The following is a 14,299-nucleotide window of genomic DNA, read 5'->3' as shown; positions in this document are numbered from 1 at the left end:
ACGTCAAGCTTACACTGTTTCTTCTTTTTTCAACAGTTCATCTACTTCGTCTTCTAACTCAATTAGTTTATCCCAATCATCGTTGTTTAACATTTCAAGCTGTGTTTCTAATAACATACGGAAACGAGTTCGGAATACTTTCGCTTGTTTCTTTAGCTCTTCAATATCAAAAGCAACTTTTCTTGATTTTACTAATGCTTCGTTAATAATACGATCAGCATTCTTTTCAGCTTCACGCACAATTAATTTCGCTTCTTTTTGCGCATTACGTTTTACTTCTTCCGCTGCTTCTTGCGCAACAACGATAGATTTGTTTAACGTATCTTCAATATTAGAGAAATGATCTAACTTCCCTTCTAACTGCGCAACTTTTTCTTCTAAAGCTTTTTTCTCACGAATGACCAATTCATAATCTTTGATAATTTGATCAAGAAACTCATTTACTTGATCTTCATCATAGCCACGGAATCCGCGACCAAATTCTTTGTTATGAATATCTAATGGTGTTAACGGCACAACGCCACCTCCAAGTAGTTATCTAAATTTCCTCTTTCAATTATATCTTTTCTTCGACAAAATAGGAGGATTTCCTTCTAAAAAACCAATCATTTTAGTATACCATACAAAATTCTCCATTTGTCGCGTTTTGTTCTACCTTCTACAGAAAATAATTTACTTCGGCCATATCCTCTAACAGAAAAAACGTCTCCTGGATAACATTCATAAGAAGTTTGCTCCACTGTTTTCCAATTGACTTTTACTAAACCATTTTTTATGAAAGGTTGTACTTTCTGTCTAGATAAATGTAACATTTCAGCTAACATAACATCTAAACGAGGTGAAGAAACCGTTCCAGATTTCTCCCCCCACGTTTCATGTATTTGTAGAATTTGTTCTCCTTGCACTGCTGATAAGGAGACTTTTACTTTTCCTATTGCTTGTAAGTTCATCTCAATGTACGATACGATTTCTTTCGCAACTACAATTTGGGCACGATTTTCTTGCAGCAAAATATCACCACATTTTTCTCTCGTTAAACCAAGAGACATAAATGTACCTAATATTTGCCTATGTTCTAGCGTATAAAACTTGGAAGGATAGTCAATTTCTAATACTTCTACTTGAAATTCTTCTTCATTTAATTCTAGATAGTCTGGATAAATGAGTGCTCTTTTACGCTCTGCATTAGGCGTTGCACCACCAAATTGCACAGCGACATCTCCTTGTCCAATTACCATAGAAACAATTTGTTGCTGTCTTGGATCAAGGAAATCTGTTAATTTCACTTGATGGTACTCCGCTGTTCGCTTCCACTCCAGCACTTTATCTACAAAGACCTCTTCATCAGGCCTAAAATGTTCGTAAATGCTCATGTATTTAACCTCTTACTATAAGAAATAGCTGAACAAACTGAACAAACCACTTTTAGCAAGTTTTAACGCAAAAATCGCAACGAGTGGAGAAATATCAATCATACCAAGCGGCGGAATAAATCTGCGGAATGGTTCTAAATACGGTTCACAAATTCGCGCCAAGAACTCTCCAAAAGATGATTCCTTTGCACCAGGAAACCATGATAGGAGAATGTAAATAATCAGTGCCCACGAGTAAATCTCGATAGCAGAACTTAACACCATTAAAACTGTTGTCATGGCGTATTACCACCTCTTTATATTTGTTTCTTCTTCTTCACCGAATAACTCTGAAATTGCACCAACAATATCAACATTTTCAGGTGTACACATAAATGTTTTCGGTCCTATTTTTTGAATGTCCCCGCCTATAGCGTATACAGTACCACTTAAAAAGTCAACGATACGTACCGCTTGATCAGTAGACATTCTCTGCAAATTAATTACAACAGCTCGTCTACCTTTTAAGTGGTCCGCAATCCCTTGTGCTTCCGAATATGTGCGTGGTTCTAATAAAACAACTTTTGAAGATTGTTTTGCTGTTTCAATACTCACAACATTTTGCTTCGGTTGCGCTTTTGGAAACGTAACATCTTGTTGTTCTGGTGGATCTTGCTGCTTTTTCATGTCTGTTTGCTCCTTTTCATAACCATATTGAGCTGCTTCTTTTTCTTCCGGTGTATCAAAAAAGAAGTATTTTACTTTTGACCAACTCATAATAAGATTCTCCTTCCTTTTACGCTTTTCCTACTAAAATCGTTCCCAAACGAATATATGTAGCCCCTTCTTCAATTGCAATCGTGTAATCGTTGGACATTCCCATTGATAATTCTTTACATGGCGCATGTAATAACTCTAGCTCCTGCACCTTTGTTTGCAACATACGTAATTCCTTAAAACAGCGTCTGATTTCTTCCTCTTCTTCTGTAAATGGAGCCATCGTCATTAGTCCAACCACTTCAATTTTATCGAATTCTTGCAAACTTTGAATAAAAGAAACAACCTCTTCTATTGCTAATCCTTGCTTCGATTCTTCAGATGAGGTTTTCACTTGAATAAAGCATTTCACTTTCTTATCAGCACGTTTCTGAATTTCTTTCGCCAGGGAAAGACGATCTAACGAATGTAAATAATCAATTTCATTAATGATTTCTTTTACCTTTCTCGTTTGTAATGAGCCAATAAAGTGCCAATTAACTTTTGAACCGAAATGCTCATATTTCTGTAAGAAACCTTCATTTCTATTTTCACCTAAATCGATAATTCCAGTTTCAATTACTTCGTTTGTTTTTTCAATCCCTACAGTTTTTGTCACTGCAACAAGTTTAATATCTTGCAACGAACGTCCAGCTCGAACGCAAGATTCTTTAATAGCTTCGTTTACAATTACTAAATTTTCTTGTACTGTCACTTGCTTCCTTCCTCCTTAAAACCTATGAAACTCAACATTCTTCCTGTCTTACCTTGATCACGACGATGAGAGAAAAATAGTTGCTCTTCACAGCTTGTACAAAGAGATGACATTACAATATGCTCTTCTTTTATGCCTGCTTGTACACATAATATACGATTAATTTCTTTTAAATTAATTGCGTACTGCCCGTCAGAAATTTTTTGATGAGGAACAGCACCGTTAATTACTTTCTGTGCTGCTGTTAATACACGATCATCCACAACATAACAACAAGATCCAATCGACGGTCCAATTGCAACATGAATTTCATCACTTGAAATACCTTCTGCATTCCACTTTTGAATCATTTCCTTTGCAATCTCTTGTACAGTGCCTTTCCATCCAGCATGCGCAAGTCCTATCATACCATGTGATGGTGCATAAAAATAGAGCGGAACACAATCCGCGTAACAAGACGTTAACAGAACATCTTCATTACTCGTATAAATGCCATCTGTTTTTGAAATGCCGTCCTCATATGAATAAACGCCACTTCCTTTTTCCTGTTGCCCTACTTTTTCAACATGATGATCATGAACTTGTTCAGAGCAAATCCAGTTTTCTAATGGTTTTTGTAACTTATTTGCTAAAATGCGTCTGTTTTCATGAACGTTCTCCACGATATCATTCACATGTAATCCTAAATTCATCGCATGAAAGGAGCCCGTACTTATCCCACCATCTTTTGTCGTAAATCCAGCAGTAATGTTTCCAAGTTCTTTCCACGCTTGTAAATACAGTATACCGTCCACATATTTAAATGGTTCTCTCATAATAAAGCGGCTCCTTTTAATTAAAATAACAGAAAAAAGCATGGTACTTCCTGTCTATTTTACCATACTTTTATTTTTTCATAATCCTAACAGAAAAAAAAGAGGAATTTGTAATATTCTTTATGAAATTGTCGGTGTTTGTATTGATTCTGTTACAGTATTAACAGGATCTACTCTTACAAGTATGACATCCTCCCCAATTTTCACAATTTCCTTCCAAGGAATTACAATCTCAACATCTTTTCCAAAAATACCTAGCATACGTGTCTGTTTGGAAATAATAACAGAACAAACTTGCCCTGTGTTCATATCAATTTCAATATCTCCAATATTCCCAATCCTTTTTCCATCTGAAATATTTATAACATCCTTCATCTGTAACTCTGAAATTCGTATCACCATTTTTACCCTCTCCCTTATATGACGAATTGGAAGCTGTTTCTCATATTTACAGGAAGCCACCTATACGAAACACCATGCTAGTTTCATTATATGAACACTAATCCCCTACTATGAGCACAAACCATATTACATATAAAAAGGTCTCACCATAATTGGTGAGACCTTATCCTTGAATCGTTTTATTCATTTGTTTAATGGCTGACTTCTCTAAACGTGATACTTGAGCTTGGGAAATCCCAATTTCTTCTGCAACTTCCATCTGTGTCTTTCCTTGGAAGAAACGTTTTCTAATAATCATTTTCTCTCGATCATTTAAACGCTTCATTCCTTCTTTCAATGCTAGTTCTTCAACCCACTGCTCGTCCTTTTGTTTTTCATCACTTAACTGATCCATAACAAAGATAGGATCTCCTCCATCATTATAAATCGGTTCAAATAATGAAACTGGATCTTGAATTGCATCTAAAGCAAATACTATCTCTTCATGAGTTACTTCTAGCACTTTTGCAATATCCATTGCTGTTGGTTCTTTTGAATTTTCTGCAATTAACTTCTCTCTTACTTGCAAAGCTTTATACGCAATATCTCGCAATGAGCGCGATACGCGAATCGGATTATTATCACGCAAATATCTGCGTATTTCCCCAATAATCATCGGCACAGCATACGTTGAAAATTTTACATTTTGGCCTAAATCAAAATTATCAATTGATTTCATAAGTCCGATGCAACCAACTTGGAATAAATCGTCAACATATTCTCCTCTGTTATTAAATCTTTGGATGACGCTCAGTACAAGACGTAAGTTTCCATTCACTAATTTTTCTCTTGCGCTTATCTCTCCACTTTGCATTTCACGAAATAATTTACGCATCTCTTCATTTTTTAATACTGGAAGTTTAGCTGTATCAACACCGCAAATTTCTACTTTGTTTCTCGTCAAAGTGTTCCCTCCTATCGGGAGTTGCTGTACAGTGTAAAGTATTTCCTTTGAAGGGGATTTTATGCATATGGTTTTTTCACGATTTTTCATTTAAATTATCTTTCCTAATACAACTAAATAGAATAAGACCAGCCTACATAACGGCTGGTCCTATTCTTCACACCATTTTATTAAATTCTTTTCGTAATCTTTTTATAATTCTTTTTTCTAAACGCGAAATGTATGACTGTGAAATCCCAAGCATATCCGCCACATCTTTTTGCGTCTTTTCCTCTCCTCCAGCAAGCCCAAACCGAAGTTCCATAATTTGTTTTTCACGATCATTTAATTGGTGTAATGCTTTCATTAAAAGGTGACGATCTACAGTAGCTTCTAAATCTTTTGTAATAATATCATCATCTGTACCTAACACGTCAGACAACAATAGTTCATTCCCATCCCAATCAATGTTTAGCGGTTCATCAAAAGAAACTTCCGAGCGATTTTTGTTATTCCGACGTAAATGCATTAAAATTTCATTTTCTATACAACGCGATGCATATGTTGCTAATTTTATTTTCTTTTCTGGATTAAATGTATTTACCGCTTTAATAAGGCCGATTGTTCCTATACTAATTAAATCTTCAATATTTATCCCTGTATTTTCAAACTTTCTTGCTATATATACAACGAGCCTTAAGTTGCGTTCAATAAGTAATGACCTTGCTGCCTGATCTCCTTTTGGCAATTTATTCAAAAGAACTTCCTCTTCTTCTTTCGTTAACGGTGGTGGCAACGCTTCACTTCCACCAATATAATAAATTTCATCGGTCTTAATTCCTAATTTCAGCAATACTTTATACCAAAGGTATACTAAATAAAATTTTAATTTCATCATATTATCCCGCCTCTCATTATTAAGCGATCACCATTTTTTGTGAAATCAACATTTTTGGATGCACAATACATTGATACTCCCCATTAGTAGACAGTTGTTGTGTATTTAATCCAATTAATACTTTGTTTACAACAATAGAACTACCTTCATGATCAACTTGCACACTGTCAGGCTTAATTGCCCACAAAAATTGACTTTCTACTCCTACTGCACGGAAAGGAATTAAACGTAATTTTGTCGCCCAACCAGAATCATTTTCTGGTATTTGAGGAATTTCTGTTTTGGAATAAATTTGTTCTGTTAACCAAGATGGTAAGCAATGTTCTAATGATGAAACATGCATAATCATAACGGGTGTTTTTGTTAATGGGTCGTAAAGTTGGTTCCCACTGTCAATAAGACCTGCCAGTTCTAGTTCTTCTTCCGCTAATTGAATTTTTACTTTCACAATTTGGTCATAGTGTATTTTCGTGACCTCTACGCTTTCAATACGCTTTTTAGAAAAATAATAAATTACCGGAAAACCAAAAATAACAAATAACCAACTAATTGGATCGCCGTAAGAAATTGACTGAGATTGAACCAATCCATTTACCATTTCATTCGTTTGCAAAAAGAAATGAGTTCCAATTAATCCTCCGCCAACCATAAAGGTTACAAAGTAAAAAGTAAAAACAGTTTGTGCATAATTTCTAAATGTTGTAAACCCAAATGCTGTATACACAATAAGTAACGAGTACAGTAGTTTCATAATTGGATGTGTCATCATAGAAGCAAAAGGAGTAAAGGCAAAAATAACAATAGTTGAACCTATAAATGCCCCTAACACAAGCCTCCATCTTTTGATCTTCTTTTTTAACACGGTAGCTGTTAATAAAAGCAAAAGAAAATCAATGCAGGCGTTTAACAACCAAACAACGTCGGCGTAAACAACCAAACAATTCACCTCTTTTTTCAAGTTGAGACTAGTATAATGCATATCCAATAGGAAAGTGTGTCAATTTGCGGAGGTGTTTTTTTGTTATTTTGTGATTTCTAGACATAATCTGTCGGTAAAAAATAAAAGTACAAATTCATAGAATGATATACTCTTATTTTCACCAACAAAATATATTGAAATATACGAAATAAAAAAAGACCTGCTTAGCAGGTCTTTTCCATTTAAAAAACAAAAAAGGAGCATGAAAGCTCCTTTTTTTATCGTCTACGACGGTTACGTAAAAATGCTGGAATATCGATATCATCTGAATCTGAATGACGCTCATGTACAACTGGCTCTTCACGCTTCATTTCACGTTTTACTTCACGTTGTTTTGAAGGTTGAGCTACTGGTTGTTGCTGTTGTTGCGTGTGGTTCGCATTCGGACGAATAATTGGTTTTGGTGGTTGAGTTGCAATGCTATCATCAAAACCAGTTGCAATTACAGTTACAACGATATCATCTTTTAATCCTTCGTTAATAACAGAACCGAAGATCATATTTACTTCTGGATCTGAAGCTGAAGCTACGATATCTGCCGCTTCTTGTACTTCATATAAGCTTAAGTTAGCGCCACCCGTAATGTTCATGATAACACCTTGAGCTCCATCAATAGATGTTTCTAGTAATGGACTAGAAATCGCTTTTTTCGCAGCTTCTGCAGCACGATTTTCCCCGTTACCAGAACCAATACCCATTAAAGCAGAACCTCTATTAGACATAATTGTCTTTACGTCTGCAAAGTCTAAGTTGATTAAACCTGGCGTTGCAATTAAATCCGAAATACCTTGAACACCTTGACGTAATACGTTATCAGCTTCACGGAATGCTTCTAACATTGGCGTATTTTTATCAACAATCTCTAATAAGCGATCGTTTGGAATTACAATAAGAGTATCTACATTTTCTTTAAATGCTGCAATACCAGATGCTGCTTGCGTCGCACGCTTACGTCCTTCAAAAGTAAATGGACGTGTTACAACACCAACTGTTAAAGCACCTAATTCTTTTGCAACTTGAGCAACAACTGGAGCTGCACCAGTTCCAGTTCCACCGCCCATACCGGCAGTTACGAAGACCATATCCGCACCACGAAGTGCTTCTTGGATCTGTTCTTTACTTTCTTCTGCAGCTTTTTTCCCTACTTCAGGGTTTGCGCCTGCACCAAGTCCACGCGTTAATTTTCCACCAATTTGCATTTTCGTTTCAGCTTTTGATAGATTTAATGCTTGTGCATCAGTGTTCACAGCGATAAAGTCTACACCTTGTACACCGTGTTCAATCATACGGTTTACAGCATTGTTTCCGCCACCGCCGACACCGATAACTTTTATATTCGCTAATTGATCTTGAGTAGTATCAAACTCTAACATGTCGAAATCCCCCTAGAACCTCATTTTTCGTGTCCAATTTTAATCCCATAAATAACGGAATACACGTTTTACTTTTGACATCATGCGGTCATCATTTTGATTATTATTGTTTTGATTACGAGTTTTTTGTTTTGCAGGTTGCTGTTGTACCGGCGTTGGTGCTGGTGCTGGTACTGGTTCAAAATGCTCTTGCTTTTCCTGCACATTTTTCCCACGTAATTTAGCTTTTTGATAAGAATGTTTAATTAATCCAACTCCACTTGTATATTGGGGCTCACGCACACCAATATAATCAGGAGTTGCTACACGAACATTTTCATGTAAAATATCATATGCAAGGTCAAGAACACCTGGCATAGAAGCAATTCCACCAGTTAGTACATAACCAGAAGCCACTTGCTTTACTCCTAACTTACGCACTTCATCTTGAACAAACATTAAAATTTCCTCTACACGAGCCTCTATTATATCCGATAATTCCAACTGAGAATATTGTTCTGTTTGATCACTTCCCATAATAGGAACCGTAAACATCTCTTCTTCAGATGCTGTATCATAAAAAGCATGTCCATATTTCAACTTAATTTGATCTGCATTTTCTGTTGAAGTTTTCAACCCAATCGCAATATCCTTCGTTATATGGTCTCCACCTAATGGTAATACGCTCGTCGCTTGTAACTCTCCATCTTTAAAAATAGATAAAGTTGTAGATCCTCCCCCCATATCAACAAGGGCTACTCCTCTATTTTTTTCATCTGAAGATATAGCAACTGTTGCAGCCGCTAAAGGTTGAAGACAAATATCAACAATTTCAAGACCTGCTTTTTCTACACAACGAAGTAGGTTATGTAGTAAAGTTCTCGAGCCTGTAATAAGTGTACCTTCCATTTCTAATCTTACACCGATCATCCCGCGTGGATCGTTAATCTCGTCAAGACCGTCTACGATGAACTGTCGAGGTACCACATCAATAAACTCACGTTCTGGAGCAATTGACACAACTTGTGCTGCATCTAGAACGCGTAAGACATCTTCATTCCCGATTTCACGATCTTCATTTGAAACAGCGACTACTCCGTGACAAGGAAGTAGCTGTACCTGGTTTGCATTGACACCTACTACAACTTGCTCAATGTGGATTCCCACCATGCGCTCAGCTTGTTCAATTGCTTTTTTAATTGATCGAACAGTCTCGTCTATATCAACTATCGATCCCTTCTTTAAACCATTTGATTTTACATTTCCAACACCAATAATGTTTAAGCTGTCATTAACCATTTCACCAATGATGACTTTAACATTGGATGTACCGATGTCAAGACTAACATATATTTCATTGCTGTTCATTCTTTGGCACCTCCTTCTTTATTTATACCATACAACTCAATATATGGAACAACAATCGCAACTTTACTATTTATAAGAAAAATATTCAACGTCTTTATACGTTTCCCTTTTTTAACCCTATATTTTTCTTATTTTTATTTAGCATTCAATTAAGAATATCGCAGTAAACTATGAATAACTGCTTATCTTGAAATAATTCTATTTCGAGTGTAAAGTTTACCGCCAAGTATAAGTCTACACTAAGATGTACTCATAGAAAAGTGAAACTTGTACCAATACTAGTATGAATCTAAGAATTTTTACATATTTTTCATCAAATGAACCATTCTTCTAAATTCGTATACATATAATAGAACATTCGTTTCGTTTTTTCTGCTATAATCAACGAAAACTACCATTCTATTCTTTTTTTTCTTCCGCACCTAATTCTTTCGTATATGCACCTACTTCTAAGTCAATTAATACCTTCTTACCTGGCTCAATTGTTTTTAAAATAAGCGGATAGGCTTCCATACGTTTTGCAAAATTTTGAATCGTAGTGCTCACTTCATAACCTTCATTCATATATAAAGTAAGATGATCTTCATTCGCATTCGTTGGTGAATAGCGAATCTCCGAAATAGATTTTAAAATAGCTGGTGTTAATTTTTCTAGTTCAGCGATTAACTCCTTCATTTTCTCTTCTTTAAAAGGTTCGAAAATCGGTGCTGCAACAGGAAGTTTTCCATTAGGTAGTACATCAAGCGTTTTTCCATTTTCTAATAACGGTTGTAATTTTCCCTCTTTATTTATATAGCCAATCGTTAAATATTCTTCGATATGAATATCAATCTTGTTTGGAAAACGTTTTTTTACATTTACTGCTTTAATTTCTTTTCGCTTCGTTAAGTTTTCTTCAGCTTTATGTGCTGTCACTCGGAAATAACTTGTATCATATGTCACGCCTGAATCCTTCATTACTTGCTCATCCGTCATATAGTGATTTCCAAACACACTAATCTTTTTTATATTACTAAGCGGAGACCGAAAATAAATTAAAAAGAGCACTAATAAAAATAAAATTGATATGTATAAAATCAATCGATGATTAACATTTTTTTTGTTTTTTTTCTTTTGATTTTTCAATTTTGGTACACGATCTTGTAGTTTAATCACTTTACTATTATTCATGTACGATCCCCCTATGTAACATAAAGAACGGCATGTTCCTCATGCCGTTCTTATCTTCTTATTATAACATAAATGATAATGAGCGGAACGAATAACCGTTATCTTCCAATGATTTCTACTTCTGTATGCATATCTACATCAAATTTATCCTTAATTGTATGTTTTATTAATTCAATTAAGGACAATACATCTTGCGCTGAAGCTCCCCCGGTATTAACAATAAAATTGCCATGCATTTCAGAAATTTGAGCTCCACCAATCCTATAACCACGAAGCCCTGCTTTTTCTACTAAATCTCCTGCAAAATGTGGGATTGGATTCCGAAATACACTTCCTGCACACGGGTGATTCCATGGTTGCGTTTCACGGCGGTAATCTTTATTATTTTGCATGCTACGTACAATTTCTTCACGTTTTCCCGCCTGTAATTGAAACTCCGCCTCTAAAACAATACCAGGACGTTTCGTTTGCAATACAGATGCCCGATAAGAAAACTCCAGTTCTTTATTCATTAACCAGTCAATTGTACCGTCTTCAAACAGAATGAGAGCCTTCGATAATACACTCGATATATCCGATTTATGTGCACCTGCATTCATATATACTGCACCACCGACACTTCCTGGAATACCGCTTGCAAACTCCAATCCAGCTAACCCTTGACGACTAAGTAAAGTTGACAATTTAATAAGAGGATATCCACTACCAACTCTTACCTTATGTTTTTCGACCTCTAAGTGATCTAATCCTTCTCCTAAACGAATAACAACACCTTCTATGCCTTGATCAGATACAAGAAGGTTTGAACCGCGCCCAATTACAGTCCACTTCGTTTTGTATTGCTTTACTAACTGTAATGTTTTTTCAATACCGGCTACATGCTTTGGCACAATTAAAATATCCGCTGGTCCACCTATTTTCATAGTTGTATAACGTGCTAACGACTCGTTAACTAAAACACGACCAACGTCTGCTTCTATAAGCTCATTTACTAATTGTTCCATAGACAATCTCCCCCATATTAAGTCTCCTTATGACAATAATATGCAGGGCGTTCACCTAACGTTATCCCTCTATTTACGGGCAGTACAGCTCCTAAATCAAAATTCGGCGGCAACAAAGAAGTTAGGCGAGAATCGGGATGCCAGTAAACATCCGATTAGTGAAAGGTAATAATCAACGAGAAAGAATCACTCCCCACCGATTAAAGCCTCACTTTATTTTTTTACAAGCTTATTCATTACTTCATACAGCTTATTTGCTGCATCTGGAATACCTAGTTGCTTAGCAGCTAGCTTCATATTTTGTAATGTTTGTGCATCCAATAAAATCTCATCAATATCACGAATAAGCGTTTCAGCTGTTAAATCTTTTTCAAGTAACATTTTTGCCGCTCCTTTATCAACAACTGAACGTGCATTCTTTTCCTGATGATTATTTGTTACGTACGGACTCGGTATTAACACACTTGGTTTTCCTAACGCTGTTAATTCTGCAAGTGTTGTTGCCCCAGCCCTTGAAACAACAAGGTCTACACCAGTTAGTACCTCTGGCATATTATGAATGAACGGCTTAATAATAACATTGTTCGGGTTCCCTTTTTGCTTCACGGCTTCCATCACTTTGTCATAATGTACTTCACCTGTTACATATAGTATTTCGTAGCTTTTGTTCCCAAACTGTTCAATTGCTTCAACGAAGGCATCGTTAATCGGTCTAGCTCCACGACTTCCACCAAATATAAGTACAGACTTTTTAGGAAGAGAAAGCCCAACTGAACGTTTCCCTTTCATTCCATTTTGATCCATTACCTCTGATGCTCGCGGATTACCTGTCATTACCACTTTTGACTCTGGAAAATGCTCTGTAGCTGCTTCAAAACAAACAGCAACTTTATCAACATAACGACTTAAAAATTTGTTCGTTACACCTGGTACACTATTTTGTTCATGTACAATAGTTGGAATACCTAATTTGGCTGCAGCGTATACAACTGGTCCACATACATATCCACCCGTTCCAATTACGATATCCGGATTAAAACGACGAATATATCGTTTACTATCCTGTACACCTTTTAGAAAACGCATTACTGTTTTCACATTATCTAATGATATTTTTCGTTTAAATCCACTTATAACAATAGACTGAAATGGTATACCTGCTTTTGGAACGATTGTACTCTCTAGTCCATTTTCCGTACCAATATATAAAAATCTTGCTTCTGGATTTAACTTTTTTATTTCTCTAATTAAAGCAAGAGCTGGATAAATATGACCACCAGTACCCCCACCACTAACTAATACACGCACTACTAACTCCTCCGCTTCTCTTTTCTTATTTCCATTATATTTATTTCTATATACATATTGCATTTTTACACACATACGAAAAACCCTGTCTTATAAACAGGGTTTAGTAGCGAGAATGGCGACTTATATTTAATAATACACCTACTGCCATTAACATTAATGTCAAACTTGATCCACCATAACTTAAAAACGGCAAGGTAATACCCGTAACAGGCATCAGTCCTGTTACAACACCAACATTAATCATTACTTGAATCGCAATCATCGCCACAATACCTACTGCTAAAAACGTACCATATAAATCTGGCGCTCCTAATGCGATACGAATCCCGCGCCATAATAATAGACTAAATAATAATAACACAAATGAACCACCAATAAAACCTAATTCCTCGGATAAGATCGCAAATATAAAGTCAGTTTGTGGTTCAGGTAAATAAAGAAATTTTTGTCTACTTTGTCCAAGTCCAAGCCCAAATAATCCACCAGGTCCAATTGCGAGTAATGATTGGATAATTTGAAATCCACTTCCAAGCGGATCTGACCACGGATCTAAATATGATGTAATGCGTTTCATTCGATACGGCGCTGATGCAATTAATCCTACAAATCCCGCTACACCAATCAAACCAAACATTGCAAAGTGAAAGACCCTCGCTCCCGAAATAAATATCATAATGATACATGTCCCAACCATTACCGTTCCTGTCCCAAGGTCTGGCTGTAACATAATCATCCCAAAAGCAAGAAACACAAAACTAAGAGCCGGTAATAAACCACGTTTAAAAGATGTGATCAATTTTTGCCGTTCTGCTAAAAACTTTGCCAAGAAAATAATCATCGCAAACTTCATAAATTCTGATGGTTGAATCGAAAATGCTCCGATCCCAATCCAACTTCGTGCTCCTCCTCGAACAAGACCTACTCCAGGAATAAGAACGAGAATAAGAAGAATGAAGCAAACTAGCAAAATTACTTTTGAATACGTACGCCACACCCAATAATCAATTTTCATAATAAAAAACATAGCTACTACACCAAGACCCGCAAACAGTAATTGTCTTTTTGCAAAAAAGAATGAGTCCCCCATTTTATAAGAGGCCCAAACTGCACTCGCACTATAAACCATAATCATTCCGATTGTCAACAATGAAAGTGTTACGATGATGAGCATAAAATCAGGCGTTTTCTTCATTACCCACAAACACCACCTCTTTAGGCAGAACCTTTTGCCCTATGTAACAAAACATCAGTAGGT

Annotated in this window: 16 protein-coding genes; all 16 read right to left on the bottom strand. The window is 36.0% G+C overall.

Features of this window, described 5'->3' with window-relative positions; all coding sequences use genetic code 11:
• Window positions 1-9: 9 nt before the first annotated feature.
• The gene (divIVA, locus tag IBT51_RS06075; protein ID WP_001131611.1) at window positions 10-516 is read right to left on the bottom strand and encodes a septum site-determining protein DivIVA; all 507 of its coding nucleotides are present in this window, start codon (window positions 514-516) and stop codon (window positions 10-12) included.
• Window positions 517-605: 89 nt separating this feature from the next.
• Window positions 606-1,373, bottom strand: coding sequence for a YlmH family RNA-binding protein (locus IBT51_RS06070; RefSeq protein ID WP_200458037.1), 768 nt, complete (start codon window positions 1,371-1,373; stop codon window positions 606-608).
• Between the two features lie 15 nt (window positions 1,374-1,388).
• Window positions 1,389-1,652: a YggT family protein gene (locus IBT51_RS06065; RefSeq protein ID WP_000214324.1), complete on the bottom strand. Its 264-nt coding sequence runs from the start codon at window positions 1,650-1,652 to the stop codon at window positions 1,389-1,391.
• Window positions 1,653-1,658: 6 nt separating this feature from the next.
• Window positions 1,659-2,129, bottom strand: a complete 471-nt coding sequence (locus tag IBT51_RS06060; protein ID WP_000119129.1) for a cell division protein SepF — start codon at window positions 2,127-2,129, stop codon at window positions 1,659-1,661.
• A 19-nt stretch (window positions 2,130-2,148) separates the two neighbouring features.
• Window positions 2,149-2,823, bottom strand: coding sequence for a YggS family pyridoxal phosphate-dependent enzyme (locus tag IBT51_RS06055; protein WP_000218011.1), 675 nt, complete (start codon window positions 2,821-2,823; stop codon window positions 2,149-2,151).
• Window positions 2,820-3,638 (bottom strand): peptidoglycan editing factor PgeF, encoded by an 819-nt coding sequence (gene pgeF / locus IBT51_RS06050; protein ID WP_001209012.1) that lies wholly within the window; start codon window positions 3,636-3,638, stop codon window positions 2,820-2,822. Before pgeF ends, IBT51_RS06055 begins: the two co-directional genes overlap by 4 nt.
• A gap of 120 nt (window positions 3,639-3,758) precedes the next feature.
• Window positions 3,759-4,040, bottom strand: coding sequence for a YlmC/YmxH family sporulation protein (locus IBT51_RS06045; protein WP_000236749.1), 282 nt, complete (start codon window positions 4,038-4,040; stop codon window positions 3,759-3,761).
• Between the two features lie 163 nt (window positions 4,041-4,203).
• Entirely contained in the window at window positions 4,204-4,983 is a 780-nt protein-coding gene (gene sigG, locus IBT51_RS06040; RefSeq protein WP_000197755.1) for an RNA polymerase sporulation sigma factor SigG, read from the bottom strand.
• A 157-nt stretch (window positions 4,984-5,140) separates the two neighbouring features.
• Window positions 5,141-5,860, bottom strand: coding sequence for an RNA polymerase sporulation sigma factor SigE (sigE, locus tag IBT51_RS06035; RefSeq protein WP_000976948.1), 720 nt, complete (start codon window positions 5,858-5,860; stop codon window positions 5,141-5,143).
• A gap of 19 nt (window positions 5,861-5,879) precedes the next feature.
• Window positions 5,880-6,797: a sigma-E processing peptidase SpoIIGA gene (gene spoIIGA, locus IBT51_RS06030; protein WP_000261975.1), complete on the bottom strand. Its 918-nt coding sequence runs from the start codon at window positions 6,795-6,797 to the stop codon at window positions 5,880-5,882.
• Between the two features lie 260 nt (window positions 6,798-7,057).
• Window positions 7,058-8,212, bottom strand: a complete 1,155-nt coding sequence (gene ftsZ / locus IBT51_RS06025; RefSeq protein WP_000888984.1) for a cell division protein FtsZ — start codon at window positions 8,210-8,212, stop codon at window positions 7,058-7,060.
• Window positions 8,213-8,251: 39 nt separating this feature from the next.
• Complete coding sequence (ftsA, locus tag IBT51_RS06020) at window positions 8,252-9,559, bottom strand: cell division protein FtsA (protein WP_001087557.1); 1,308 nt, start codon at window positions 9,557-9,559, stop codon at window positions 8,252-8,254.
• Window positions 9,560-9,958: 399 nt separating this feature from the next.
• Window positions 9,959-10,729, bottom strand: coding sequence for a cell division protein DivIB (divIB, locus tag IBT51_RS06015; RefSeq protein WP_001065789.1), 771 nt, complete (start codon window positions 10,727-10,729; stop codon window positions 9,959-9,961).
• A gap of 98 nt (window positions 10,730-10,827) precedes the next feature.
• On the bottom strand, window positions 10,828-11,733 hold the full coding sequence (murB, locus tag IBT51_RS06010; protein WP_000437027.1) for a UDP-N-acetylmuramate dehydrogenase: 906 nt from the start codon (window positions 11,731-11,733) through the stop codon (window positions 10,828-10,830).
• A 213-nt stretch (window positions 11,734-11,946) separates the two neighbouring features.
• A complete protein-coding gene (gene murG / locus IBT51_RS06005; RefSeq protein WP_024927913.1) occupies window positions 11,947-13,041 on the bottom strand; it encodes an undecaprenyldiphospho-muramoylpentapeptide beta-N-acetylglucosaminyltransferase in 1,095 nt (364 codons plus the stop codon).
• A 103-nt stretch (window positions 13,042-13,144) separates the two neighbouring features.
• On the bottom strand, window positions 13,145-14,236 hold the full coding sequence (gene spoVE, locus IBT51_RS06000) for a stage V sporulation protein E (protein WP_000753524.1): 1,092 nt from the start codon (window positions 14,234-14,236) through the stop codon (window positions 13,145-13,147).
• Window positions 14,237-14,299: the final 63 nt, after the last annotated feature.

It is taken from the genome of Bacillus sp. S71, from assembly GCF_016625265.1.
GTDB classification, from domain to species: Bacteria; Bacillota; Bacilli; order Bacillales; family Bacillaceae_G; genus Bacillus_A; species Bacillus_A cereus.
This window is presented reverse-complemented; position numbering and strand designations above follow the sequence as displayed.